Below are 25,859 nucleotides of genomic sequence, written 5' to 3'. Positions count from 1 at the left end.
GAATTCTTTCAATGTGCTGGCATTTTCACATTAACTTAGTTACATTGCTGAAAAACGGTCAGTTTTTTATAAAGCATGCGTTATTCACAAACCGTAACACTTTCACAGTTATCCTGCAGCACTGAGCGGTCATTGGAGCTCCACAGCACGGCGGTTCCTCGTGCGCGAAGTACCGCAATACAGTGCAGCAATTCCGCTTTAATCTGCTCATCAATGGTATAAAAGGGATAGTCCAATACCAGCAGACCAACCGGTGCAAACATGACACGCAGCAGCACAAGCTGATCCCGCATACGACTGGACAGGTGACGCGGATATACGTCCAACCCTTCCGGATCAAAGCCCATCTCCGCTGCAAAATCACGCAGCGCCAACCGCAGCATTCGACGATTGATCACATCACCGCGTTCACGAAAACGATTCATCGACCGGAATACGATATTCTCTGCCGCTGTCAGATTCTCAAACACGCCCTTCTCCCAAAAGCGCGGTCCCATACAGCAAATTTCATCTGCATGCCGCTGCCGCCAATCAGCTAAATGGTACATCCGGCCGTCCTGCATTGCAATACCTTCCGTCTGCCCCTGCCCGGAAAACATACGGTATATGATACCCCTGCCAGTTAAACCGCCACACAGCACTCCTGCGGCTCGTCCGGTGTATAAATCCACAGAAAACGGCGCTATATCATTATCTATCAGACAGATTTCCTGCAGCGAGAGATACAGCCGCGGCACGGTCCTTTCCTTCGGAGACACCCCCGTTGATGAAATACGCAGGCGCTGATGAATACCATAAGCCGTCATATCCTTCCGCAGACGTTCCCAACATATCATGCCGCCGCGCATCACCGCGATACGATCCGCATATTGCAGCACCTTAGATACACTGGAATTAAATACAATGACCGATACGCCTTCATCCCTCAGTTGATGTAGGAAGGCGGCAAAACGTATCAGTTCGTCCCTGTCAAGACCCTCACCGGCCTCTCGGCAGATCAACACCTTTGCGCCGCACAACAGTGCACGGCAGATCGAGATTTCCAGCCGCTGCTCGTTTGTTATACTGCTGCCGCGGGCGTGCGGCTCACAGCCGATGCCATAGTGTTCAAACACTTGTTTGGACAGTTCATCTATATTCTTTCGGTGCAAAAATAGATTTTTTCACGAAAATCCGCGCAATACTACCAGATTTTCCGCCGCTGTCATACCATTCACTACGGAAGCTTGATGGGTAATCTCGTAAATTCCCAGCTTGCGGGCTTCGTTCTCCGAACGGTAGCTGACCGGAACGCCATCCAGATAGATTGTGCCCGAAGCCGGGCATAACTTGCCGCACAGTACATCCGCCAGCACAGAGGCGCCGCTTTCGCTGATACCCGTAACACCCAGTATTTCACCCACTCGAAGGGACAGGGAAACATACTCCAGATTCTGTCCGGATGTCTGTGCAGTAACAATCTGCTCCAGATAAAGAATCTCCTGTTTCATGGTTTAATTTCCCCTCATCTGCGGCAGTGTTACGATAACTGTTGTACCGATATCCTGCGTGCTGGCCACATCCACACCGTACTGCATCCCAAAATAAAACTGGATACGGCGATTGACATTGCGCAGCGCAATACCTGTTGACCGAGAACTGTCTGCTCTGCGTTCAATCGGGCCGCTGCGTTCCCGCAAACTTTTGCGCACACGACGTAGCTCATCTTCCGCAATACCGACACCGTTATCCTCTACTGAAATTTGCAGACGACTTCCTACACTTTCCACACGCATGGTGATCTTACCGCCATCTACCCGGCGGTTAATACCATGTGACAGCGCATTTTCCACCAACGGCTGCAGTGTCATAACGGGCAGACTGCTGTCCATTACGTCTTCATTCTCGATATGCTCCTCATAGGTGAAGCGATCGCCATAGCGATACCGCTGAATGAGCAAATAGTGATGTACATTGTCCAATTCCTGTGCCAGCGTAGCCAGTTCGCCCGGGCTGTTAATGCAGTAGCGGAACAGCATGCCAAGTGCTTCGGCCATCTCCGCTACATCCTCGCTGCCTCGCCGCATAGCGCGGCTGCGGATGATTTCCAGTGTGTTATACAGGAAATGCGGATTGATTTGGTTTTGCAGCGCGTGCAACTCAGCTTCGGTCTTCAGCGCTCGTGAAATAGATACCTCATGCAGCTTGTCAAACACCTGCTCAAGCATTTCCTGATCATCCATGTGTAGCAGACGGTCTTTTTCCTCCGGTTCAAAATAATCCGGATCGCCGTCTGTCAGCATATTTTCCAACGCACGTCGTCTGCCAATATTACACCGCAGTTCCGCTGTATAGCTGATGGTCATCGCCAGCAGAGCTGTCGTGATACCGCATATTGGTATAATGCCACGTCTGCCGAGCGTGCACAGCATTCCTGTCATGACACCCAGCAACAGCACAAAGCCGCCCGCAAATAGCCATACACTTCGTTGATTGCGAATCTCTTTCCAATACTTCATGGTGCTTCCAGCCTCACGAATAGAATTTACGGTACTCAGACGGAGTAACCGTAGTTTCCTTTACAAAAATCTTGTTAAAAAACTTGATATCGCGGTAGCCTACTTTCTCAGCAATATCTGCAATGCGCATTTTTGAGGTCTTCAGTAGCTTCTTCGCCTGTTCAATGCGGATATGCTGCAAATACTCGACAAATCCAACACCGGTCTCGGTCTTGAACAGCGTGCTGAAATACGATGTGCTCAGGCACACATGCTTTGCTACCTGCGCCAGAGAGATGCTCTCTGCATAATGCTGTGTCACAAAGTTTTTTGCCTGTCGAATCACATTATTCTCCCGATTTTGCACAAACTGACGGCAGTTCTCAAGCATCTGCGCTGTCAGCTCCACAAAACGTGTTGCAAGTTCTTCGCAGGAATAACCGCTGCACAGTACGTCAAACGGCTCCAGCAGCCGAGGTGCCCGGGCCTGCTCATCACGAGGCAGCTGTTCTGCCGCATTATTGAGGCAGGACAGCATCTGCTCCAGCAGAAAATAGCGGCTGCCTGGTACGATATTCTCGCTTTCCCACTTGCTCCATACCCGACGAATGAGGGCAGCGGCGCTGTCCGTATTCATGTGCTCCACCGCATCACTCAGCAAGTTTTCCCACTCGCCGGTATAAAACATGACGATTTCCCGCAATGCAGCATCGGTCTGTTCATTGAACACCAGTACCGAGCTTTGCCGCTTTTCTAGACGCCACTTGAGCGCTGTTTTCGATTGCTCTACCGCAGTCGGAATATTTTCAGTATCGCCGTCCAACAGCTTACTTGCTGCACCGGTCAAATGGATCAGATGATTGACGCTGTTCAGGCTGCGAATCTCCTGTCTAATAGCACGGAGCAGCGTCTCGCTTTCGGATTCAGCCTGCTCTGCGGAATAGGACAGCAGGCATACGGCATCAAGATGATCAGAAAACGCCGATAGCAGAGTGCTGTGCTCCTGTGCAAGCGCCCGAATGTGCTCGAGCGTATCGCTCACCTGATTGACCAGTGAACCGGCCTCATCGGACGATGCAGTAAAATTGCTGTCAATGCAGAAGGTCACACACTGCAGTTTTGCGTTATCCAGCACAAACAACTCACCGCCATGCCGTTGGGAACGTGTCGGCGTATGTCCGGTCTCCCATACAGTACGCACGTATTGCTCCCGCAGGATGTCCATACTCTCCTGCAGTTCATTCTGTACACGGGCTGCCTCCTGCCGCTGCTCGGCCCGATCGCCCAGTTCATGATCCAGCTTTTCGAGCGCTCGGTTCAGTTCGGCTTTTTTGAGCGGCTTGAGCAGGTAATCCCATACGCCGAAACGCAGTGCTGTCTGCGCGTACTGGAACTCGGTGTAGCCGCTCATCACAATAAAGTTTACGGCCGGAAATTCCTGTTTGGCGCGTTCGATCAGTTCCAGTCCGGTCATGCCCGGCATACAAATATCCGTAATGACAACATCCGGATTGAGTTCTCTTATCTTTTTCAACAGGTCTATGCCATTGCACGCTTCACCGACTATCTTTGCGCCGGGATAGGTGATCAGCGCACGGCATAACTCAACAATATCAAATTCATCATCCGCAATGATAATTCTCAACACGGCTATTCCCCATCCTCTCTTTGCTCGGGTGTTCTCTTCTTCTAATAATAAAGTACCATAAAACTTCTCATGATTCAAATTTTTACGGCAGGTTCAAAAGATACCCCCTGTGAATCTAAAAAACGACCTGTTCTGTCTGCCTGCCAGTCTGCTATACTGGTTACAGTGAGAGAACCGGCACCGATATTTTCTCTCCTACAACACGGCAAAGGAGTTTTGCGTTATGGGAAAAACCGCTATCCCGTCCGTTTTTCCGGCGGAAGGTACTTACGAACTGTCCACACTTCATGTTAATCTTTCCTGCGCGGCACCGCATGCCGTGATTCGCTACACAACAGACGGCACCGAGCCGACATCGAACAGTCCGGTCTATCACCGAGAAGCAGGTCTGATTCCGGTCAAACATACCGACGGAGTGGAATCCGTCACCATCCGCGCTTTTGCGCAGGCAGATGGTCTGCAGCCGAGCGATACTGTTGCGTTTACCTACCGTTTTGCCTGCCGCCCCAAAGGCGTATTCCGCCATTCTCTGCTGCGCGAATCGTCGGATACGGTTGCCGGTCTCATCCGTATTGAGGATTTCGATCTCGACCGCATGTATCTCATCATAGGTCAAAAACGCGCTGCACTGATTGACGCCGGCTGGGACTATGACGGTGATCTTCCGGCGCTATGTCACGCACTTACCGGCGGTCTTCCTGTCGATCTGCTCATCGCACATGGTCATCCCGACCATATTGCACAAGCTGAAAAATTTATTGAATATGGATGTAAGGTCTATGCTCCCTATGCTGACAAATCTATGAAGCAACTGGACTGCGGATTGGACTTTACCCATATTGAGGATTTGAAAGGCGGCATGCGCTTTGATCTCGGCGGCACCGTACTGCAAATCTATGCTACGCCCGGACATACCCCTGGCAGCGTTGTTGTTTTAGATGAAAACACAGGTGATCTGTTTGCATCCGATTCGTTTGGCAGCAACCGCCGTGAAATTCCGGACAGTGCATGGCTCCAACTGAGCGGATACTCACTGGAAAGCTGTCTGCGCTCTCTGGAGACTTTTCTTGATGCCGCAGGCAATAAATGCAAACGCATTTTCACTGGCCACAACGCAGAAATGATGGACGCCCAACAATATTTGTCCACCTTGCGCAAAGCTATGCACAACGCTGTGGATAACGGTGCAGCCTGTCTTTCTCCCTCTCTGCGCAGCGCAGCCGAGTCATTCGGCTCCGGCTCTATTGCCGTAGAGGGTGACTGGCGGCATGACCCGATTTGGGCCGCAGCTAATCTGCAATTCCTGTACGATGTCGACACACAACAGGATCCGCCGCGTTATGCACCCGGTTTTGATCCAAAGATCAAAACCATACTTTGAAATCATTCTCCGCATCTTTCGACTCATCTCTCTTCTCTGCCGCCGATCGGTCCTCCGGTCGGCGGTTCTTCTTTGTGCGAACAAATATGGGGTGATTTTTACGTCTCTCCGCCAACTCCGAAAAAACACCCCCATAAATCAAAAAATACCCGCATTGGAAAATTGGTAAGAAACCGGTATGCTTATATCATCAAAAAGAAATACGGGAGGGAAGACGATGAAACGTGAATATTGTCTGGATATCGACAGCAACGTATATACCCTTGGTGATCTGAATATGTTTCTTGACAATAAGGAGCCAATTTCCTATCCGGCAGTTGACTCACAGAATCCGACTAAGCCCTTCTTTACCGGAAGCATCCGGCAAGAAGTCGAGATAGATGGCATAGCACGTTCATTCCTTCTGTATATTCCTCAGCATTATCCAATTTCGGGCGCAGGCATCTTCCTGTATCCGGATGACAACGTATCTGCCGAAGACTATCTGGAAAACAGCGGCTGGAAGCCGGTTGCCGAGCAGACCAATGCCGCATTGATCGTACTTGAATCCCGTTCCGGTGGCTGGGATAAAAAAGATGTTCAAAGCGAAATCAGTTATAGCGAAGCGGTTTCCAAAAAATCCATTGCCCGCGTGTATTTCAGCATGAACGAAGCCACCTACTACTGCATGGGTTTCGGAAACGGCGCTTACGTTGCAGCAGCATACGCCATGCTCAACTCGGCATTGATTGCAGCTGTCGCTCTGGATGGAGACTACGACCTGCATCCGGATTTAATGGCACAGCTCCGCAGCATCCGCTCTGACCGAGAAGCAAACAAGTCCAAACTGGATGTGGCGATGCCGGCCTGGCTGATTGGCAAAGCTACTCCTCTGTTGGACAGCCTGAAACGTGCAGCCGATGCCAGCGACGAACAGCTTTACAACGATGCGGCATATATCTATCGTCAAAATCTCAAGCAGTATTTTGACCAGCCGAACGGTCTGCCGATGGTGGAAATCTGGCACACCGAACCCGGTCGATGGAATCCCGAAGCAGATGAAAAATACCGCCGCATGGCAGAATTTGTGCTTCGCTTCAAACGGTGGTTGAGCATCGGCAACGGCGATTTCCGACCCGCTCGAACATGGCAGGACATGAGACTTCACCGCTTCACCGCCGAGATAGACAACAGACAGCGCGAATGGTTCGTATACGAACCTACGGCACTCCGTACCGGAAAGCTGCTGCCGTTGGTACTGGCCATTCATGGATACAGCTGCACCGGCGAATTGTTTGCAGAAAACAGCAGTTGGCACGAGTTAGCCGAACGGCGTGGTTTTCTTCTGGTTTATGTTTCCGCTTTTCCCGATAACGGCATCAGCGGCGGACACACCGTGCCTCTTCCTTCGTGGAATGCGCTGAATATCCATGCGCAAACCGATGATGTGAAATACATTGACTATGTATTGAGCAGTGTTAAAAACTCCTATCCGGTTGACTCTGAACGTGTTTACGTTTCCGGTCACTCCAATGGCTCTCTGCTGACGCAGCGACTGATGGAGGAACGACCGCTTGCATTTGCAGCCTTCGGACCACAGGGCGCACCTTATCATATGGGATTGGACGGTACTGCTGCTGATCGTACTATCCGCAAGGATGGCATCATCCGTCCGGTATGGCTGATGATGGGTGCCGAGGATATCGGCGATCAGGACAAGTTGGACTGCGGCTCGATCAACGACCGTTTTCTCGATATGATGTGTGAACTGAACGATCTCGATCGCACAGGTGGCATTGACCGTGAAAACGGCAAGTATCATACCCGCACCTTTGTGAACGCAGAACGTGTTCCGCTGGTAAAGTTCACCGGCATCACAGACACGCCGCATACCTATACTCCGGAATTTGCCCAGCTTTATTGGGATACGTTTTTCTGCCACTTCCGCCGAAAATCCGACGGAACGATCATTTATACAGACTAAGCGCTTTTAGAGAAAAAAGATTGGAGGGATTCCTATTAGCACGATACTGGAAATGCGGGACATCACGAAATCATTCCCGGGTGTGAAAGCCCTCGACGGCGTGAACCTGAAAGTGGAAAAGGGTACTGTCCACGCACTAATGGGAGAAAACGGCGCAGGCAAATCTACATTGATGAAAATCCTGTTCGGACAGCAGCCGCCCGACAGCGGCACGATCCTGTTTAACGGACAGGAAGTCCACTTCAAATCAGTAAAGGAAGCGGTAAACGCGGGCATCTCGATGATCTATCAGGAACTCAGCCCAATCAAGGAACTTTCCATTGCGGAAAACGTATTCGTCGGCCGCTATCCGAAAACCAGAGCGGGTGCGATTGACTGGAAAACCATGTACGATTCCTGTCAGAAGATCTTTGACCGCTGGGGACTCAATTATAATCCCCGCACCAAGATCAAGATGCTCAAAACTGCAGATATTCAGATGATCGAAATCATCAAGGCGATCTCGTTTAACGCACAGCTTGTTATCATGGACGAACCGACCTCCTCCATCTCTCAGAACGAAATCGAGATGCTGTACGATTTTATCCGTGCTCTCAAGCGTGAAAATATCACTATTATCATCATTACACACAAACTGGATGAGGTATACACCATCGCAGATGAAGTTACTGTTCTCCGTGACGGCCAGTACATCGGCGCTAAGCCAATCGGTGAACTCAGCCGTCCTGAGCTGATCAAGATGATGGTAGGTCGCGAAATGACAAACCTGTTCCCGTCCAAGGACACCGGCTACGGCGATGTTCTGCTGGAGGTCAAAAACCTCAATAACGGTTCCAAGGTAAAGGACATCTCCTTCCAGCTGCACAAGGGCGAAATCCTCGGCTTCGCCGGTATTGTTGGCGCCGGCCGTACCGAGACCATGCGTTCGATTTTCGGACTTGATCCATATGAGTCCGGCGAGATATACTTAGAAGGTCAGCAAATCAAAATCCGCTGTGTACGCGATGCCATCAAGCACGATATCGTAATGGCGACCGAAAGCCGCAAGGATGATGGTCTGGTGCTCTGCCGCTCGGTAGAGGAGAACATCATGCTGCCATCGCTGTACCGCCGCTCCAAGGGCGGCATCCTGGACGTAAAGAAAGAGCACGAAATCGCAGATTCTGCTTCCAAGCGTCTATCGGTTAAGACCAGTTCGCTGTCCACTATGGCAAACTTCCTGTCCGGCGGCAATCAGCAGAAGCTGATCCTGTGCAAATGGCTGCTGATGGATCCCAAGGTGCTCATCCTCGATGAGCCGACCCGAGGCATCGATATCGGTGCAAAATGGGAGATTTACAACATCATTATCGATCTGGCAAAGCAAGGAGTAGGCGTGATTCTTGTTTCGTCCGAAATGGAGGAAGTCATCAACCTGTCTGACCGCGTAATGGTCATGTGCGAAGGACAGATCAACGGCTGTTTGAGTAAAGAGGACGGTATCACGCAGGAAAAGATCATGGCTCTGGCATCGGAGGTTCAAAAATGAAAAAAGGAAAAGAGAGTATCTTCAAAGGCGCGTCTATTGCGGAATTGTACAGTAAATTCGGCGTTGTGCTGATTCTGATCCTCAGCTTGATCGTAGGCACCATTCTTTCGCCGGAGTTCCTCACCGGCTCCAACCTGATGAGTGTGGCGCGAAATGTCGGCGTATACGCGATCATCGCACTGGGCATGACCCGTCTGCTGATCGGCGGCGGCGTTGACCTTTCCGCAGGCTCCAACGTAGCATTCTGCAGCGTTATCCTCGCTGTTATCTACGCACAGACCGGCAGCACGCTGCTGGCAGTGGTCGTTACCTTTGCCGCCGGCATGATCATCGGCGCAATCAATGGCTACTTCGCAAGCTACATCGGTCTTATGCCCTTCATCGTAACGCTCGCGACGCAGATGACCGTCCGCGGTCTGGCTTATCTGGTGGCAGGCGGCGCACCGGTCTACGGTGTCAGCGATTCGGTCGTATTTCTCGGTCAGGGCAATGTCGGCGGCTTCCCCATGCTGCTGATCGTTGTACTGGTCGCAACCGCGATCATGCTGTTCGTCATGACCCGTACCTCGCACGGTCGCTATCTGTATGCCATCGGCGGCAACCCGGAGGCTGCAAGCGCATCCGGTATCAATGTTAAGCGTCAGGTATTTGTCAACTACATCATTATGGGTCTGATGTGCTCCTTCGCCGGTATTCTGTATGCAGGCCGTACCAACAGCGGTCTTCCGGCAGGCGGTGTAAACTTCGAGTTTGAGGCGATCATCGGCAGCGTACTCGGCGGCACTAGCATGGCAGGCGGCATCGGCAACGTGGCCATGTCCATCGTTGGTATCTATGTTGTAGGTATCATCAACAATGTAATGAACCTGTGCAGCGTTAACGCATTCTGGCAGCAGGTTGTAAAGGGTATTGTTATTCTGGTTGCGGTACTGCTTGACGTATTTACCCGCAATGCGATTATGAAATCCACGAAGAAGCGCTAAGCCGCAACGCTGGATTTTGTGATAGGAAAAGAACAAAGGAGAAAGAGACTGGAGGAAAAACGAATGAAAAAGAGATTACTGGCGACTTTACTGGCAGCAAGTGTAGCAGTGGCCATGGCAGCATGCGGGCGAGGCGGCTCCTCCTCCGGCGGCGGTGACAGCGCGGACGGCGGCGAGAAGCTCAACAAGCTGGGTTATATCTCCGCTGCATGGAGTGACGATTACTGCAAACGCTTGAATGACGCAATCGTTGAGCACGGTCCGGAATATGGCTTTGAGGTTGAGGCACTGAACGCCAGCCCGAACGGTATGGCGGACGTTACCGGCTATATTGAAGCCACTGAAGCACTGGCCCAGAAGAACATTGACGCTATTCTCTGTCAGCCGCTGTTCTCCGTGCCGGATATGCTGATGCAGTTCCAGCAGAAGGATGTTAAGGTTGGCTTTGTCAACATCGTACCGCAGATTTCGGATTCCAGTAAGGATCTTGATTTCTGCTACGCAGGCAGCTCTGAGGAAGCAATCGGTGCTCAGCTGGCGGAATCCATGTCTTCCGGCTTGAAGGATGGCGCGAAAATCTGTGTTATCTGTCTGCCATATGGTCAGGACAACGCCGCAGGCCGCCTGAAGGGCCTGCAGGACTGGTTCGCAGCAAACCGCCCGGACATTGAAATTCTCGAGGTCAACTATGTAGAGCGCAACGAGGCTACTCTCGCACAGAGTATTTTCGAGGATTGGATCCAGAAGTATGGTGTCGGCGGCTTTGACGGCGTAGCAACTCAGAGCTCCATGCAGACGCAGGGCATCGTAGAGAGCATGAAGGCTCTTGGCCTGAACAACACCAACTTTATCCTTGGCGGTATCTCTGCCTCCAGCAGCGACTGGATCAAGGAAGGCACCGAATACTGCGATCTGTATCAGGACCCGGATCTGGAGGCAACCACTGCACTTGATATGATGCGTCATATGGTAGATGGTACCACCGATGAGCTGGAATTCATGGATAATGCACCGACCAAGAATTTTGTAAACGTTTCTATGACCACTCTGAACGCTGATAATATGGATGAATACACCTCGTCCGCACTGGCAGCAAAATAACCTTTCTTCTTCTTATTAAAAAACGACCCCCTACTAAAGACGCGGCGCAATATGCGCCGCGTCTCAGTTTGTCGAGAAACCCGGTTGCACATTAAGCTGCAACCGGGTTTCTAACGTATTCAGAATAGAAAAATGAAAAAGCAAGAGACGAAAATGAACTGCCCCAAAAAAGTTAGACAATCTTTCAAAGTAAAAATTATTCAAGCTGCCGAAAGGGCTTGTTGTCTGTGAACCGCAGGCGGCAAGCCCTTCGATTTTGCCTTTTTGAGCAGTCCGAAAAAATTCTCAATCACAGCGTTGTCTAAACAGTTGCCCTTCCGGCTCATGCTCTGCCGGATGCCTTTCTCTCAGAGCATCCGTTGATACTGCTATGTTGGTACTGCCAGCATTGATCTGAGTGCAGGATTAGATTTGTGTTGTCCGGGATTTTGGCAAGCGCCTTGTCCAGCATCGTGGTCACCATGCTTAGTACAGGTCGATCCGAAATCGTATAGCTGACCAGATTACTGTAGCTCAATTTCTCATTGAGCATCGTTTCGACCACCAGTTTCTTGAATTCTGGTGTGTATCGTTTGTTCGGTACTCCTTTTGACATTAAAATCACCCCATCTGTTAGATAGTATATCACACTGTCTAACAAATGGGGTGCTGTTCAAAATTGCGTCCTTTTTGTTTTATTTATACGGGTCGTCCGGCTTGAGGTAGCAGCATTTCTTATACTTCTTGCCGCTGCCGCACGGGCACGGATCATTCGGGCCCGGCTTCTTGCCGGCACGCTTGGGCTCTGCCTTGACGGAGCCGTCGGTTGCGCCTGCTGCGCCGGTCTCCTTGGCTACCTGCTCACGCTTGGGTTCCTCACGGGTGCGAACCTGTGCAAGGAAAATCATGCGGACGGTATCCTCACGGATGGAATCGATCATCGCGTCGAACATATCAAAGCCCTCGCGCTTATACTCGACCACCGGATCGTACTGACCGTATGCACGCAGGCCGATGCCGTTGCGCAGCTCGGTCATAGCGTCGATGTGGTCCATCCACTTGCTGTCTACGTTCTTGAGCAGTACAACGCGCTCCAGCTCACGCATGATGGGCGAGCCAAGGGCCTGCTCCTTAGCGTCATAAACCTTGTGCGCCTGATCTGCCAGAATGTTGGTCAGCTGGTCAGCGGTCAGATCGTCGCACTCCTCGGGCGTGAAGGTGCAGTCCTCCGGACGCAGGAATACGCCGATGAACGGACGGCGCGCCTGTTCAACCATCTCGGTCGAAATCAGGTTATGCTCGCCGATGGCGGCATGAACCGCATGGGCGATGGTCTCGTCGATCATCTTGACGATGTTGTCCTTAACGTCCTTGCCCTCAAGCACCTGCAGACGCTGTGCGTAGATGGTCTGACGCTGGGTGTTCAGCACATCGTCATACTCAAGGACGTGCTTACGAACGCCGAAGTTGCGGGATTCGATCTTCTTCTGGGCATTTTCGATCGCGCCGGACAGAATCTTCTGGTCGATCGGCTCATCATCGGCAATGCCGAGGGTGTCCATCATGTTCTGGATACGCTCGGAGCCGAACAGACGCATGAGGTCATCCTCCAGCGAAATGTAGAAGCTGGATTCGCCGGGGTCGCCCTGACGACCGGCACGACCGCGCAGCTGGTTGTCGATTCGGCGGGACTCGTGACGCTCGGTGCCGAGGATATACAGACCGCCTGCCGCACGAACCTTTTCGGCTGCCGCGTCGGTCTCGGTCTTGAACTTGCTGTACAGTTCCTCAAACTTGGCACGGATAGCCAGAACCTCCTGATCGTCGGTGTCGGCATGGCCGTTTGCCTCGTAGATCATGTGATCGATGTAGTCGTGCGCAACGCGCTCGTCCATCTCGCCCTTCTGCACACGGTCCTCGACCTCGTGACGGAGATACTTCTTAATTTCATCCAGCGCCATGGTCTCGGCGTTGCCGCCGAGCATGATATCGGTACCTCGGCCTGCCATGTTGGTTGCAATGGTAACTGCGCCCGGCTTGCCGGCCTGTGCAACGATCTCTGCCTCGCGCTCGTGATACTTTGCGTTCAGGACGGTGTGCTTGATGCCCTTGGCCTTCAGGATCTTGCTCAGTTCCTCGGACTTTTCGATGGAAACCGTGCCGACCAGAATCGGCTGACCCTTTGCGTGGCACTGCTCAATGCGGGCAATGGTCGCCATGATCTTGCCGCGTTCGTTCTTGTAAACCGCATCCGGATTGTCCTTACGGGCTACCGGCTTGTTGGTCGGGATCTCGATAACGTCCAGCTGATAGGTGTGGCGGAATTCCTCTTCCTCGGTCAGCGCGGTACCGGTCATGCCGGACAGCTTGCCGTACAGACGGAAGTAGTTCTGGAAGGTGATGGTTGCCAGCGTCTTGCTCTCGTGCTCGACCTTTACGCCTTCCTTGGCCTCGATCGCCTGATGCAGACCCTCGTTGTAGCGGCGGCCGAACATCAGACGGCCGGTAAACTCATCAACAATGATGACCTGACCGTCACGGACAACGTAATCTACATCGCGCTGCATAACGCCGCGTGCCTTGATGGCCTGGTTAATGTGGTGCTGCAGCGTGGTATTCGCGGGATCGGACAGATTTTCTACCTTAAAGTAAGCCTCGGCGCGCTTCTGACCGTGGGGGGTCAGCGTCGCGGTCTTTGCCTTTTCATCGACGATGTAATCGGCATCGATGTCGTCCTGCTCCTCCTTGGCATCCACTTCCTTGACGCGCAGGCAGGAAAGCTGAGCGGCAAAGCGGTCAGCAATCTCGTACAGCTGAGAGGATTTCTCGCCCTGACCGGAGATGATCAGCGGGGTACGCGCCTCATCAATCAGGATGGAGTCAACCTCATCGACGATGGCGAACGCATGGTCACGCTGAACCATTGCATTTTTGTAGATCGCCATGTTGTCGCGCAGGTAGTCGAAACCGAACTCGTTGTTCGTGCCGTAGGTAATGTCAGCGGCGTACATCGCCTTGCGGGCCTGCGGCGGGACCTCGTGAATGACAAGGCCAACCTTGAGACCGAGGAAGCGGTATACCTTGCCCATCCACTCACTGTCTCGCTTGGCGAGGTAGTCGTTGACGGTGACAATGTGTACGCCCTTGCCGGTCAGTGCGTTCAGATAAGCGGGAAGGGTAGCCACAAGGGTCTTGCCTTCACCGGTCTTCATCTCAGCGATACGGCCCTGATGCAGGACGATACCGCCGATGACCTGTACACGGTAATGACGCATACCGAGTACGCGCCATGCGGCTTCACGGCAGGTGGCAAATGCCTCCGGCAAAAGCTGGTCGAGCGTTTCGCCGTTCTGGTAGCGCTGCTTGAATTCGTCTGTCTTGGCGCGCAGCTCGTCGTCGGTCAGCTTTTTGAACTGCTCTTCGAGTGCGTCCACTTTATCCGCAATGGGGTAGATCTTTTTCAGCTCGTGCGACGAGTGCGTGCCGAAAATTTTGGTCAAAAAATTAGCCATTACTTTTCTTCAGCCTTTCAAAAGGGCGCAATAGCCCCATTTGTTACATATACGATAGTATTATAGCATAAAGTGGACAGAATATAAATAAATTTTTTGTGAATAAGCAAATTGCTGATATTATAAAGCCGTTAAAGCGGCGGCTGTGGCGGCAAACACGGCGGCGGATGGGTCGTTTTCCCGTTCGGACAGGGGATGCCACAGGCGGTCTACACGCGCCATGCCGCCGGAAAGCCGGGTGTAGACTACCACCTGCTCCATGCCGAGCCGCACGCCGGTCAGCCGCAGGTGCATCATGCAGCGGTTCTCGCTCAGATAGATGGGCTGGGTGCGGTGCAGTGCAACGTAGCCGCGCACGTTGGCCCAGCGGTAGATTTCGCTTTCAGCGAGGTCGTGGATGCTGCCGTGCTCACCGAGATGGACGGCGGTGCTGCTCAGCACCAGACTGCGGTCCACCGAGGTGACTTCATCGTGACCGGTCAGCGGCCGTTCGTCTGCACCGAGCGTGCACAGCGCGATATTGTTGCGTAACGGGTAAAATCGCAGCGGAAGCGCGTTTGTTTTAGCCGCTGCGGTGAAAACTGCTGTCTGCGTAAAAACTCCTCCGTTGCGGCGTGATTTTGCACGGATTTATCCACAGACTTGTGGATAATCGAATGGTTCCATGCCGGTGCCGCGGAGTGTTATTGTATCACGCGGAATGCGCGGGATTTGTCAAAATGGAAATTTCAGCAAGCGGGATTTTCCGGGTGGAACCTTTTCAGCACCGGCTGGGCGGGGAGCACGAACTGCGTGAGCGTGTTCGTTCCTAACGGGCGGGGAGTTTTTTGCTTATATCAAGCGGGGGAGTTGCGCTCTGCGGAGCGCGGGAACGTGCGCTGACGCCGCGCGGGCGCACAAGAGGGATGGACACCAAGGTTTCCACCCCTCTTGTGAATCTCCCCGTTTCCTCTTAGCGTCTGCCTGCCAGAGAGCTGAGACTATGGGGGAACGGCAGAGGATTTTTTCTACCGTAGGGGAGCACAGTGTGCTCCCATGTCTCGACCTATTCGCAGTGTCAGATAGCGTACTGCTACGCATACGGTTTCATCTACGCAGGCGCGACATAACCGTGTCGCGCAATTTTTGGGCACGTTATACCGGAAGGCACCTGCGAATCTGTCTGTTTGGCACAATTTATCTTCGCAGGTGCTGTCTGTAATTTCCAAGCTAACGAATTGCGCGACACTGTCATCCCCCAGGGGACCCTCTCTTGCCCTTCGGGCAATTCACCTTGTGTCGCGCCTGCGCAGAGTAGCCGATATGTGTAGCAGTAGGGTAACCGAACTGCGAATAGGTAAAAGAAAAGGACGGACCCGAAGTAGGTCCGTCCTTATGAGAGGAAAAATCCTCTGTCGCTCCTCTTTTTCGAAGCGGTCGCCGGTTTCTGATCTGCGCCAGACTAAGAAACAAAGGAAACGGGATTCACAAGGGTGGAAACCTTGGTGTCCATCCTTGTGCCCACCGCCGTGGGTACGGCGGTAACGCGAAGGGCGGCAAATTACATGCTGCCGCCCTTGCTGCCTTCCCACACGCCGGTAGCGAGTGCAGACAGGTATGCGTTGATAAAACCGTCAATATCGCCATCCATTACAGCGTTGATATTGGCATTTTCAAAGCCGGTACGCGTATCCTTGGCGAGCGTATACGGCATGAAAACGTAGGAGCGAATCTGGCTGCCCCATTCAATCTTCTGCTGAACGCCCTTGATGTCCGAGATTTTCTCAAGATGCTCGCGCTCCTTGATCTCAACCAGCTTGGAACGCAGCATGCGCAGGCAGTTTTCCTTGTTCTGCAGCTGGCTTCGCTCGGTCTGGCAGGCTACAACAATGCCGGTCGCCTTGTGAATCAGTCGAACCGCAGACGAAGTCTTATTGATGTGCTGACCGCCTGCACCGGACGAACGGTAAACCTGCATTTCGTAATCATCCGGCTTGATCTCAAAGTCCGTGGAGGTATCCGGAATATCCGGAACGACCTCTACCGCCGAGAACGAGGTCTGACGGCGGCCGGATGCATCAAACGGAGAGATACGGACCAGACGGTGTACGCCGTTTTCACCCTTGAGGAAGCCGTAGGCGTTTTCGCCCTCAATGAGAATATCGGCGGACTTGATACCCGCGGTATCGCCATCCTGGTAGTCCATGATCTTATAGGTAAAGCCGTGACGCTCTGCCCAGCGGGTGTACATGCGGTACAGCATCGCGCACCAGTCCTGTGCCTCAGTGCCGCCGGCACCGGCGTGGAAGGATACGAGTGCGTTGTGGCTGTCGTACTCGCCGGTCAGCAGCGTGCGCAGCTTCTGCTCGGCAATGCCGTCTTCCAGCTCCTTGTAGCCGCTTTCCAGCTCCTCAAGCATGGATTCGTCGTTTTCTTCGATCGCCATTTCGCAGATGGTGAGCAGGTCATCGCACAGCTCGGTCATCTTGTTGTACGCTTCAACCTTGCCCTTGAGCGAGCCCATGCGGGAGACGATCTTCTGGCTCTCCTCCGGATTATCCCAGAAACCCGGCTGAGAGGACTTGATCTCCAGCTCCTCTACCTCACGCTTCGCCTGCTCCAGACCGAGCGAGGTGTACAGCTCCTCAAGCTCGGGCTTGAGGTTGTTCAGCTTGACCTTGTATTCCTCAAATTCCAGCATGAAAATGCTCCTTCACTTTCAGATTGTTCAAAATTTCAGTACCTTATAGTATATAGGTTCACGAGGGACTTGTAAAGATTTTTTCGTGAATTATAGCAGTTTAGATAAATAATGCGGCAAAAGTAGCGTATAAAGCGCGCAAAGAGCAAGGAAATTTTATGAAGCCATGCTGGGCGCATGGCGAATGAAATTGACGATGCTATTTGCGTGCTGTATGCGCGCACTTGTTGCAGTATTTGTCTGAACTGCTATAAGGGGTTGTCCCGTAAAGATTGTGTACATTTCCACAAGTTCGGCTTGACTAATCGCTTTTTTTCCCATATGATAGTTACTGTAAAAGGGAGTAGCTCACGCAAGAGCGCGTGGTCGGTGCCGACAAGCCCGATTGACGAAAAGTCAATCCGTACCGAGCCGTAAGCAGCAAGACTTTTACCGCAGTATGCGGTAAAAGTCTTTTTTTGTGCTCTGCAGCCGGAAATCGAGCGAAAACTCCCTCGTAAGCATGTACACTGTTGGGGACAAGGGCATTGCCGTGAAGGTGCGGTGCTGCCCGGGATTTTCCGGAAACGAAGGAGGAAACTGTATGCTGTCATTTGTATTTCTGGTGATCGGCTTTGCACTTATGATCTGGGGTGCGGATAAGTTTGTTGCGGGTGCATCCGCACTGGCGCGCAAGCTGGGCGTATCACCGCTGCTGATCGGTCTGACCATCGTTGCGTTCGGCACGTCCATGCCGGAGCTGGCGGTCAGTGTCACCGCAGCCCTGCGCGGTGCAAACGAGATTGCGGTCGGCAATGTTGTCGGCTCGAACATTTTTAATCTGCTGGTGGTGGCCGGTCTGTCCGCCGCTGTCTGTCCGCTTGTGATGGATAAAACGCTGCTCCGCCGTGACTGGCCGCTGTCCATTCTCGCATCTGTGCTGCTGTTGGGCGCCATCGCACCCGACCTGACCATCGCCCGTTGGGAAGGCGTTGTACTGCTGATTATATTCGCATTCATTCTGACGCACCAGATCCGCACCGCACTGCAGAACCGCGAGCAGCTTGCTGCCGCAGCAGCAGAAGCTGAGGCCGAGGCAGCGGAAGCACCCATGTCCACTGCGATGATCTGGGTGAATATCCTGCTCGGTCTGGCGTGCATCGTGATCGGCGGTCAGCTGGCCGTAAACGGCGCGACCGGCATTGCGCGTATGTTCGGCCTGAGTGAAACGCTCATCGGTCTGACCATTGTGGCCATGGGCACCAGCCTGCCTGAGCTGGTCACTTCTATCGTGGCTGCACGCAAGGGACAGAACGACATTGCAATGGGCAATGTTATCGGCTCGAACCTGTTTAATGTTTTCCTGATTCTCGGCGTTTCGTCGGTTATCACGCCGATTCCGGTGCAGGCGACCTCTATCGTTGACTGCCTGTTCCTGATTGCCATCAGCGCGGTATTTTATCTGCCGGCGCGCAAGGGCAAGCTCGGACGTGTACCGGGTATCGCCATGGTGGCAATGTATGCTGTCTATACGGTGTATCTTATTATGCGATAAGGTATCGCGGTCTCTTGCCTGCCCGGCAGGGCACAAGGGTGGACACCAAGGTTTCCGCCCTTGTGAATCCCGGTTCCTTTATTTCTTAGTCCGCAGGTCAGAGACCGGCGACCGCTTCCATATAGGGAACGGCAGAGGAAAATTTACCATGACTTTCGGAGAAAAGAACGTAGACAAGCTGATTCGCAGTGCTGCCGTTGAGAAGAAGGGTGCGTCTCAGACTTGGCGCGTTGCCCCGAAAGGTGAACGGATGGATATCCGCGTGTTCAGCACCAAACCCGCGATAAAATCTCTCTTAGACATAGAAAAACACCCGATAGGATATTCCTGTCGGGTGTTGCCTTAATTGTAACGCAAAATCGTCATTCCGGCGGGCAAGGTGAGTGAGAACCATGCCTGCGCTCAGCACATTGGAGATAACGGTCGCAATCGGCACACCGGCCACACCAAGCTGCAGCGCGAATAAAATCAGCTTGTCCGCCAGACCGCCCTTGTGTTTGGTCTGTGCCATGAAACGATGATTCTCCTTGCATGAGAGCTGCGGCATTATCTTATCATGCGGCGGGCAGCGGCGCAATACGCGGGAAACGGATTTCATCATTGTAATTTTTCTTCGAAAATTGTATAATATTTTTGTATAGAAAAGCAATTTGCGTGCCGAATCTATCGTTTTGCACCGCAGAGGAGGATAGAGGACATGAAATTTTTTGAAGCCGTGCCGGACGAGCTGTTTTCACCGCTGGCGTCACCGAACCGTGCGCTGTACGCGGATGCGCTCGATGTGCTGTACACGGCGTACCGCGAAAAGCTGAAGCTGCCCGAGGATATGCTGTATTCCATGCTGCGGAGCAGACTGGAGCAGCAGCTGGCCGAGGCTACCTTCGAGGGCGAGGACATCGACGAGGACGAGCTGCGCGATATTTCCGGCCGTGCCCGTTTCCTCATTCGCAAGCTGGGCAGCAAGGGCTGGTTTGAAAAGGAGCGCGGTACAGATTTTCGGGAATATATTACGGTTCCGGGCTGTAGCAGCCGTCTGCTCGAGCTGTTCCACGCGCTGCGCGAGGACACGCCTGCACGCGGCTATTCGTATGTGTTCGGCACTTATTCCACGCTCAAGGTCGCGCATGAGTCGGACAGCGTGTATGACAAAATGGCTGCTGTCTACGGCGCATATGACAACACGCGCGCGCTCATCAACCTGCTGCAGATGGTATATCACAACGTCAAGCATTATTTTCAGATGCAGATCGACATGCACAATGTCGGGGAAGTGCTCGCATCGCACTTTGATGATTTCGGGCAGAAGGTGATGGAGGCGTACATCCGTCCGCTCAAGATCAAGGATTCCGTGCCGAAATACCGTGTGCCGATACAAAATGTGCTGACAGACTGGGCGGAGAACGATGATCTGCTCATCGCCATGGCGAATGCCGCTTTGGCTGACCGCCGAGGGGACACGCCGGAGAACTGCCGCGCCGATCTTCTTCGCAAAATTTACTGGATACAGGAGTGCTACGACAATCTCGAGCGTGATTATCTGGATGAGATTGACGCACAGGTGCGCCGCTACACGCGTGCGGCTACGCAGAAGATCGAAAACCTGACCAACCGAGATCAGAATATCCGCGGCAACCTGCACACGGTGCTGACCGCGCTGTCGCGCAACCGGCGAGCCGCCGATCTGGTGGACACGATTCAGCCGGTGTTCCGGCTGTGCGAGCAGACCTATCTGTCCGAGAGCAGCCTGTGGTATCGCAAGCGTCCGGGCAAGCGGACAAAGGCCGCGCCTGTGCTCGTGCAGGAAACCGAAGCGGATACGGCAGCCGCCGCAAAGGCGGCTGCACTTTTGCGCTCGGAGTATGGCCGCGGCGCCATCGCGGCGTATGTTCAGGGCTGGCTCGGTGAAAGCGATGTGTGCCGCTCGGAGGATATTCCGCTCAAGAATGATAAGGATTATGTGATGAGCCTGCTGGCGGTGCTGACCGGCGGCGACCGCTCGGCGGATTTCACGGTGCAGGAGCTGGACGGCGAACGCCGGGAAAACGGCTATGCTATTCCGGAACTGCAGATCAGCCGGAAGGAGAACAACGAATGAATTTGGAATTTCTGAATACCGCTACCGCAAAGGAGCTGGAGCAGTTCAAAGCGGTGTGCAATCAGCTGCTCAGCCGCACCTATGTGGTGCGCACGCTGTACCGTCCGGGCAGGGGACGGGTGAGCAACCCGGACTACACTTTTTTATCCATTCATTATGAGTCCGTGCGCGAGTATCTCAGCCTGCTCGACTGGGATTTGCGGCGCGACGACATAAACGGCTACTTTTATGTGCTGAACACGGATGAAGCCAACCGGTGTATCCTGTCCAAGCGCGAAACCGCGATTCTGCTTGCCCTGCGCATGCTGTACGACGAAAGCCAGGAGCGCCTGGGACTCGAGCAGGACGCGCTCTGCACCGTGCGCGAGGTGCTCGAAAAGGTCGTAACCGACTACGCTATCCTGCCGGCCAAGCCGAATATGGAGGAGGTCAAGCGGGCGCTGACCGTGTTTGAAAACCACTCGATCCTGCAGCGCATCGAGGGGAAATTTAATCAGGCTGACTGCAGATTTGCCATTCTGCCGACCATTCAGACCGCTGTTTCGAGCGAACGATTGAATGAGGTCGCAGCCGTGCTGCGAAAGGAGGAGAACGCCGATGAAGAAACTGAAGAAGATTCTGCTGATTAACTGGCTGTATTTCAGCAAGGAGATCATCGAGGTCGGCGACGTGAACTTTCTGACCGGCAAAAACGGCGCAGGCAAGTCCACGGTGATTGACGCGCTGCAGATCGTTCTCCTGGGTGAGACCAATGCGCGCAACTTCAATCTGGCGGCGAATGAGCGCTCACAGCGCACGCTGGACGGCTATCTGCGTGCCGATATGGACGAGAATAACCCGTATTCCCGCCGAGGCAAGGACTTTTCGACCTATATTGCCTGCGAGTTTGAGGACGATGTGGAACACAATAGTTTCGTGTGCGGCGTGATGTTCGACTGCCGCAGTGACGGCAGCCGCCACGACCATTTCTTTATCTACGTCGGAAAACTGCCGGAAAACTGCTTTGTCGAGGACGGCGAGGCGATGGATATTCACGATCTGCGCAAATTCCTCAAGCAGAATTTCTCCCGCGCCGAGGTGTATGATACCCAGTGGGAGTACCGCCGCAACATGCTCTCGCGGTGGAACGTGCACAACGAGCAGGTGCTCCGCATGATGAAAAAGGCGGTGTCGTTCCGCCCAATCGTGGATATTCAGCAGTTTATCACCGAAAATATCTGCGATATTCCGGATAAGCCGGATATCGAAGCCATGCAGCAGAACATCCGCAACTACAAGCGGCACGAGCAGCTGGCGCAGCAGCAGGAGGAAAAGCTGACCGCGCTGCAGGAGATCAGCACTCTGTACCGCGAAATGACGCGCTCGGTGGACCGCTGGCGCGTACAGTCCTTCCTCGTGCAGTGGGCGCAGAAGGAGGACATGCAGGCGCAGATCGACAGCCGCGAGCAGGAAAAGCGAAACTGCCTGTCCGAGCTGACCGCGGCGGACACCGCGATGGAGGATTTGGCCGGGCAGGTGCAGGCGAAGGAGGAACGCCGCCGTCAGCTGGACCGCGATTATGCGCAGAGCGACACCTATCAGGAGCGTGAGCGGCTGGGCAACCAGAAGCGGTCGCTGCTGACCGAGCAGAGCAAGCTGGTGCAGGAGATGGAGCGCGACGCACTTGAGATCAAGCGGGAGGCTCTGCGGCTGACGCACCTGTGCGAGACCGCGCTTGCGTGGGACGCCGAGGAGGTGCTCATTCCGGTGCAGCAGGCGGCAGAGCAGGTGCAGCGTACCTACGCACGGCTGTCAAGCGGCGAATGCGCAATCTTCTCGCAGGAGCAGACCGTATTCGAGGACGCCCGGCAGGCGGCAGCGACCCTGTCGGACGCGCTGGCGAAGGCGGCGCATCAGCTTGGCGATAAGGTTGCAGAGCTGCAGCAGCAGCTGACCGAAAAGCAGACTGCGCTTGCCAATCTGCGCAGGGATATCAAGGATTATCCGCGCGGACTGCTGCTGTTCCGTGCCAAACTGGCGGAGGAACTGGAGCAGCAGGCGGGAGTGCCGGTTGCGGTAGATATTCTTGCGGATGTGCTGGAAATTGAGGATGAGCGCTGGCGCGGAGCCGTGGAAGGCTATCTCAACAACCAGAAGTTTTATTTTCTGGTCGAACCGGCGTATTACGAGCAGGCTTTGCGTATTTACAACAAACTTAAGTGGGAAAAGAGCCTGAACGCCTACGGTCTGGTCGATATCGGCACACTGCGCGAGCGTGAGCATATTGACCCGCAGAGCGGCAGTCTTGCGGAAAAGGTGGAGACCGGGAACGCGCTTGCGCGAACCTACATGGATTATCTGCTCGGACGCGTGATGTGCTGTGACACGGTTGAGCAGCTGCGCGGGCATCGAACCGCTATCACAGATGAGGGTATGCTGTATCAGGGCTATGTGGCGCGTGCGCTCCGCAGAGACCGTATGGAGGATGCGTTCATCGGCCGTCATGCGGTCACGCTGCGTATCTCTCGTCTGGAAGAGGAAGCCGCCGGTCTGCAGGAGAATATTTCGCACAGGAAACCCATTTGGCAGGCAGTTTCTCAGCAGAAAACGCCCATGCTGACGCCATATTATGTGCGAAATATCGTACCGCAGCGGCAGGCGGATTTTCTGTACCGCGCGGAACTGGAGGAGGAGATCAACGCGATCGACGAGCAGATTTCCCATCTCGACCTGCTGTGGCTGGAGCAGCAGAAGCAGCTGATCGCCGAAATCAGCGACGAGATTGCGGCGCTGAGTCGTCAGCGCGAGGTGCAGATCGCACACAAGGCCAGACTGGAGGAGCGTATTCGTCAGCTGGACGAGGAAATCCTGCCCGAGCAGTACCGCAGCCGCACCGAAATGGAGCGCAGGCTGGCGGAAACCTTCTCGGAGACCTACCGCGACGATATCGGTCTGCCGCGCTACCGGCAGGAGCTGGAGCGTCTGCACCGGCCGGATATCGTGTACCGCAATTTCAGCAGCCACCATGCACAGGTTGTCAACGAGATGGAGAACGCCCGCGCGGCACTCCTGCGGGCGCGCCGAGAATATGTCGAGCGGTTGGGGCCGTGCTCGTTCCGCGTGGAGGCAGACGACAATGCGGAGTTCGATGCGGAACGCCGTGTGCTCGAGGAAAGCGAGCTGCCGCAGTACCGCACCAAAATCCGTGCCGCACGCGAGAGTGCGATGGAGCAGTTCCAGAACGACTTCCTGTCCAGACTGAAAAGCAGCATCGAGCAGGTGCAGGATCAGGTCAAGAACCTCAATCGGGCACTGCGGCAGGCGCAGTTCGGCACGGACAGCTACCAGTTCCGCGTGGACCGCAATCCGGATTATGCCGAATATTACGACATGATTATGGCGCCGGAGCTGATGGAAGGCGATATTACGCTGTTTTCCGCACAGTTTCAGGAGAAATACGGTCCGCTGATCGACAAGCTGTTCAGCCAGATCACCATGGCAGACGATACCCAGCTCAACGCCCGCAAGCAGAGTGAGCTGCAGGAGAACATCGAGCGGTACACCGACTTCCGCACCTATCTGAAGTTCGATCTGGAGACCACCGATCAGAACGGCTCCAAGCAGCTGCTGTCGCAGACGCTCAACACCAAGTCGGGCGGCGAGACGCAGACGCCGTTCTATATTGCGGTTCTGGCCTCGTTCGCGCAGCTGTATCGCGTGAGCGATACGTCCAGCTTCGGCAACACGGTGCGTCTGGTCGTGTTCGATGAGGCATTCAACAAGATGGACAGCGAACGCATCATCGAAAGCGTGCGTCTGCTGCGCAAAATGGGTCTGCAGGCGATCATCTGCACCCCGCCGGATAAGGTTTCGGATATCATGCCGATCGCGGATAGAACGCTGCTGGTTGATAAGCATAAGTATCGGATGCACATTCTGCCGTTCAGCAAGGAGAATGCACAGTAAAGAAAAATCCCGCTTTCTCGCGTGAGAAGGCGGGATTTTGTGTTATTTCGGACGGGTTGGCGTATTCTAAATTGTACGCTGCGGGCAGAACATCTTACAATTCACCGCACATGAGTGCGCCGAGCGCGTCCTCGAAGGTACGGCTGCCGAGAGAAATCGCACTGAGTGCTTCGGCACGGCGTCCAACCTCGTATTTGTGCAGGTGTACGCCGCCTTCCGGGCACTGCGTGGTGATATACACGCGCGTGCCGCTTTGGATCAGATCACGCACGGCGGCTTCCAAACGGGCGGGTACGCCGCCTGCACCGAAGGCTTCGAGTACGACCTTGGGGTAGCCGAGCAGCACGGAGAAGAATGACGGATCAAGATCAGGTGTCAGGCGCACGGGCAAAATGTGAGTGTCGATCTGCTCGATAAGCTGCGGCGCGCCGGAAGGTGTGGACGCGGGTTTGCTCCAGCGCACTTTGCCGCCGCAGATTTCACCGGCCGGTGCGGCATTTGCCGAGAGAAATGCGTCAATCTCGGTCGAATGCTGCTTGAAAACGTGGCTGCCGTGCAAAATCTGACCGTTCATTACGGCGTACACGCCTGCGCGTCCGTCTGCCGCAGTGCGGAACGCATCCAGCAGATTGCGCGGCGCATCCGAGTCCGGCACGCCCATTGGCAGCATGGAGCCGGTCAGCACGAGCGGCTTATCGAAATGCGGCAGCAGGTGGGTGAGCAGCGCGGCGGTGTATGCGAGCGTATCCGTGCCGTGCGTGAGTACAAAGCCGTCGAATTTCTCGCGGTTTTGCCAGACCGCCTGTGCCATGCGCTGACGGTCGGCGGCGGTCACGTCGGTCGAGTCCAGCTGCATGAGATCGAGCGTTTCGACTGTGCACAGCGCAGACAGTTCAGGCAGTGCGCCGAGCAGCGCGGTGCCGTCCAGAGCAGGGGAAAGACCGCGTTCGGTCTCGCAGCACGCAATCGTGCCGCCGGTGGCGATCATTAAAATATGAGGCATGATTTTCCTCCTGAAAGTTGTTTTTACGGA

Annotated in this window: 18 protein-coding genes and 1 pseudogene; 9 read left to right on the top strand and 10 right to left on the bottom strand. The window is 54.1% G+C overall.

Annotated features, from left to right (window positions below; genetic code table 11):
* Window positions 1–80: 80 nt before the first annotated feature.
* Genes IEY11_RS08615 through IEY11_RS08600 form a run of 4 tightly spaced genes read right to left on the bottom strand, consistent with a single transcriptional unit; the run spans window position 81 to window position 4,125 of the window.
* The gene (locus IEY11_RS08615; RefSeq protein ID WP_194461867.1) at window positions 81–1,115 is read right to left on the bottom strand and encodes a sugar ABC transporter ATP-binding protein; all 1,035 of its coding nucleotides are present in this window, start codon (window positions 1,113–1,115) and stop codon (window positions 81–83) included.
* Window positions 1,116–1,163: 48 nt separating this feature from the next.
* Entirely contained in the window at window positions 1,164–1,490 is a 327-nt protein-coding gene (locus IEY11_RS08610; protein WP_188886302.1) for an ATP-binding cassette domain-containing protein, read from the bottom strand.
* A gap of 3 nt (window positions 1,491–1,493) precedes the next feature.
* On the bottom strand, window positions 1,494–2,498 hold the full coding sequence (locus tag IEY11_RS08605; RefSeq protein WP_118728721.1) for a sensor histidine kinase: 1,005 nt from the start codon (window positions 2,496–2,498) through the stop codon (window positions 1,494–1,496).
* A gap of 13 nt (window positions 2,499–2,511) precedes the next feature.
* A complete protein-coding gene (locus IEY11_RS08600; RefSeq protein WP_158578244.1) occupies window positions 2,512–4,125 on the bottom strand; it encodes a response regulator in 1,614 nt (537 codons plus the stop codon).
* A gap of 223 nt (window positions 4,126–4,348) precedes the next feature.
* On the opposite strand from IEY11_RS08600, the gene IEY11_RS08595 reads away from it, so the two are divergent.
* The 5 genes from IEY11_RS08595 to IEY11_RS08575 all read left to right on the top strand — a co-directional run bounded on the left by IEY11_RS08595 (window position 4,349) and on the right by IEY11_RS08575 (window position 11,081).
* The gene (locus IEY11_RS08595; protein ID WP_118728723.1) at window positions 4,349–5,506 is read left to right on the top strand and encodes an MBL fold metallo-hydrolase; all 1,158 of its coding nucleotides are present in this window, start codon (window positions 4,349–4,351) and stop codon (window positions 5,504–5,506) included.
* 217 nt (window positions 5,507–5,723) lie between these two features.
* Window positions 5,724–7,469 (top strand): PHB depolymerase family esterase, encoded by a 1,746-nt coding sequence (locus tag IEY11_RS08590; protein ID WP_188886301.1) that lies wholly within the window; start codon window positions 5,724–5,726, stop codon window positions 7,467–7,469.
* A 52-nt stretch (window positions 7,470–7,521) separates the two neighbouring features.
* The gene (locus IEY11_RS08585; RefSeq protein WP_118728725.1) at window positions 7,522–8,997 is read left to right on the top strand and encodes a sugar ABC transporter ATP-binding protein; all 1,476 of its coding nucleotides are present in this window, start codon (window positions 7,522–7,524) and stop codon (window positions 8,995–8,997) included.
* On the top strand, window positions 8,994–9,980 hold the full coding sequence (locus IEY11_RS08580; RefSeq protein ID WP_118728726.1) for an ABC transporter permease: 987 nt from the start codon (window positions 8,994–8,996) through the stop codon (window positions 9,978–9,980). Before IEY11_RS08585 ends, IEY11_RS08580 begins: the two co-directional genes overlap by 4 nt.
* Before the next feature lie 63 nt (window positions 9,981–10,043).
* On the top strand, window positions 10,044–11,081 hold the full coding sequence (locus IEY11_RS08575; RefSeq protein WP_118728727.1) for a substrate-binding domain-containing protein: 1,038 nt from the start codon (window positions 10,044–10,046) through the stop codon (window positions 11,079–11,081).
* 263 nt (window positions 11,082–11,344) lie between these two features.
* On the opposite strand, the pseudogene IEY11_RS15305 reads toward IEY11_RS08575, so the two are convergent.
* From IEY11_RS15305 to prfB, 4 genes and pseudogenes are all read right to left on the bottom strand, one after another.
* Window positions 11,345–11,490: pseudogene (locus tag IEY11_RS15305) on the bottom strand (IS3 family transposase); the annotation flags it as partial.
* A 265-nt stretch (window positions 11,491–11,755) separates the two neighbouring features.
* The gene (gene secA / locus IEY11_RS08570; protein ID WP_118728728.1) at window positions 11,756–14,572 is read right to left on the bottom strand and encodes a preprotein translocase subunit SecA; all 2,817 of its coding nucleotides are present in this window, start codon (window positions 14,570–14,572) and stop codon (window positions 11,756–11,758) included.
* Between the two features lie 120 nt (window positions 14,573–14,692).
* The gene (locus tag IEY11_RS08565; protein ID WP_116704759.1) at window positions 14,693–15,028 is read right to left on the bottom strand and encodes a hypothetical protein; all 336 of its coding nucleotides are present in this window, start codon (window positions 15,026–15,028) and stop codon (window positions 14,693–14,695) included.
* Window positions 15,029–16,112: 1,084 nt separating this feature from the next.
* Window positions 16,113–17,252 (bottom strand): peptide chain release factor 2, encoded by a 1,140-nt coding sequence (gene prfB / locus IEY11_RS08560; protein ID WP_117491877.1) that lies wholly within the window; start codon window positions 17,250–17,252, stop codon window positions 16,113–16,115.
* Window positions 17,253–17,835: 583 nt separating this feature from the next.
* Between prfB and IEY11_RS08555 the strand changes: the two genes are divergently transcribed.
* Window positions 17,836–18,786 carry a calcium/sodium antiporter gene (locus IEY11_RS08555; protein ID WP_119214615.1) on the top strand — a complete coding sequence of 317 codons (951 nt, stop codon included), beginning with the start codon at window positions 17,836–17,838 and terminating at the stop codon, window positions 18,784–18,786.
* Window positions 18,787–19,081: 295 nt separating this feature from the next.
* On the opposite strand, the gene IEY11_RS08550 is transcribed toward IEY11_RS08555, so the two are convergent.
* The gene (locus IEY11_RS08550) at window positions 19,082–19,297 is read right to left on the bottom strand and encodes a hypothetical protein (protein ID WP_147358057.1); all 216 of its coding nucleotides are present in this window, start codon (window positions 19,295–19,297) and stop codon (window positions 19,082–19,084) included.
* A 186-nt stretch (window positions 19,298–19,483) separates the two neighbouring features.
* Here IEY11_RS08550 and IEY11_RS08545 point away from each other — a divergent pair, with 186 nt between their 5' ends.
* From IEY11_RS08545 to IEY11_RS08535, 3 genes are read left to right on the top strand one after another with little or no spacing between them, the layout of a single operon-like run.
* Window positions 19,484–20,881, top strand: a complete 1,398-nt coding sequence (locus IEY11_RS08545; RefSeq protein WP_188886300.1) for a Wadjet anti-phage system protein JetA family protein — start codon at window positions 19,484–19,486, stop codon at window positions 20,879–20,881.
* A complete protein-coding gene (locus tag IEY11_RS08540; protein WP_118753445.1) occupies window positions 20,878–21,510 on the top strand; it encodes a DUF4194 domain-containing protein in 633 nt (210 codons plus the stop codon). The genes IEY11_RS08545 and IEY11_RS08540 overlap by 4 nt, the downstream gene beginning before the upstream one ends.
* Window positions 21,479–24,826: an ATP-binding protein gene (locus IEY11_RS08535; RefSeq protein ID WP_188886299.1), complete on the top strand. Its 3,348-nt coding sequence runs from the start codon at window positions 21,479–21,481 to the stop codon at window positions 24,824–24,826. The genes IEY11_RS08540 and IEY11_RS08535 overlap by 32 nt, the downstream gene beginning before the upstream one ends.
* A 94-nt stretch (window positions 24,827–24,920) precedes the next feature.
* On the opposite strand, the gene IEY11_RS08530 is transcribed toward IEY11_RS08535, so the two are convergent.
* Complete coding sequence (locus tag IEY11_RS08530) at window positions 24,921–25,829, bottom strand: asparaginase (RefSeq protein ID WP_118728733.1); 909 nt, start codon at window positions 25,827–25,829, stop codon at window positions 24,921–24,923.
* Between the last annotated feature and the right edge of the window lie 30 nt (window positions 25,830–25,859).

Origin of the sequence: Butyricicoccus faecihominis, assembly GCF_014648015.1 — a bacterium.
Classification (GTDB): domain Bacteria; phylum Bacillota; class Clostridia; order Oscillospirales; family Butyricicoccaceae; genus Agathobaculum; species Agathobaculum butyriciproducens.
Note: the sequence above shows the minus strand (reverse complement) of the source record. Positions and strands in the feature narration are given on the sequence as shown.

Coding starts and splice junctions, on each gene's coding strand:
- IEY11_RS08610 (WP_188886302.1), bottom strand. CDS start 1,490: ATGAAACAGGAGATTCTTTATCTGGAGCAGATTGTTACTGCACAGACA.
- IEY11_RS08605 (WP_118728721.1), bottom strand. CDS start 2,498: ATGAAGTATTGGAAAGAGATTCGCAATCAACGAAGTGTATGGCTATTT.
- IEY11_RS08595 (WP_118728723.1), top strand. CDS start 4,349: ATGGGAAAAACCGCTATCCCGTCCGTTTTTCCGGCGGAAGGTACTTAC.
- IEY11_RS08590 (WP_188886301.1), top strand. CDS start 5,724: ATGAAACGTGAATATTGTCTGGATATCGACAGCAACGTATATACCCTT.
- IEY11_RS08585 (WP_118728725.1), top strand. CDS start 7,522: ATGCGGGACATCACGAAATCATTCCCGGGTGTGAAAGCCCTCGACGGC.
- IEY11_RS08580 (WP_118728726.1), top strand. CDS start 8,994: ATGAAAAAAGGAAAAGAGAGTATCTTCAAAGGCGCGTCTATTGCGGAA.
- IEY11_RS08575 (WP_118728727.1), top strand. CDS start 10,044: ATGAAAAAGAGATTACTGGCGACTTTACTGGCAGCAAGTGTAGCAGTG.
- secA (WP_118728728.1), bottom strand. CDS start 14,572: ATGGCTAATTTTTTGACCAAAATTTTCGGCACGCACTCGTCGCACGAG.
- prfB (WP_117491877.1), bottom strand. CDS start 17,252: ATGCTGGAATTTGAGGAATACAAGGTCAAGCTGAACAACCTCAAGCCC.
- IEY11_RS08555 (WP_119214615.1), top strand. CDS start 17,836: ATGCTGTCATTTGTATTTCTGGTGATCGGCTTTGCACTTATGATCTGG.
- IEY11_RS08550 (WP_147358057.1), bottom strand. CDS start 19,297: ATGGCACAGACCAAACACAAGGGCGGTCTGGCGGACAAGCTGATTTTA.
- IEY11_RS08545 (WP_188886300.1), top strand. CDS start 19,484: ATGAAATTTTTTGAAGCCGTGCCGGACGAGCTGTTTTCACCGCTGGCG.
- IEY11_RS08540 (WP_118753445.1), top strand. CDS start 20,878: ATGAATTTGGAATTTCTGAATACCGCTACCGCAAAGGAGCTGGAGCAG.
- IEY11_RS08535 (WP_188886299.1), top strand. CDS start 21,479: ATGAAGAAACTGAAGAAGATTCTGCTGATTAACTGGCTGTATTTCAGC.
- IEY11_RS08530 (WP_118728733.1), bottom strand. CDS start 25,829: ATGCCTCATATTTTAATGATCGCCACCGGCGGCACGATTGCGTGCTGC.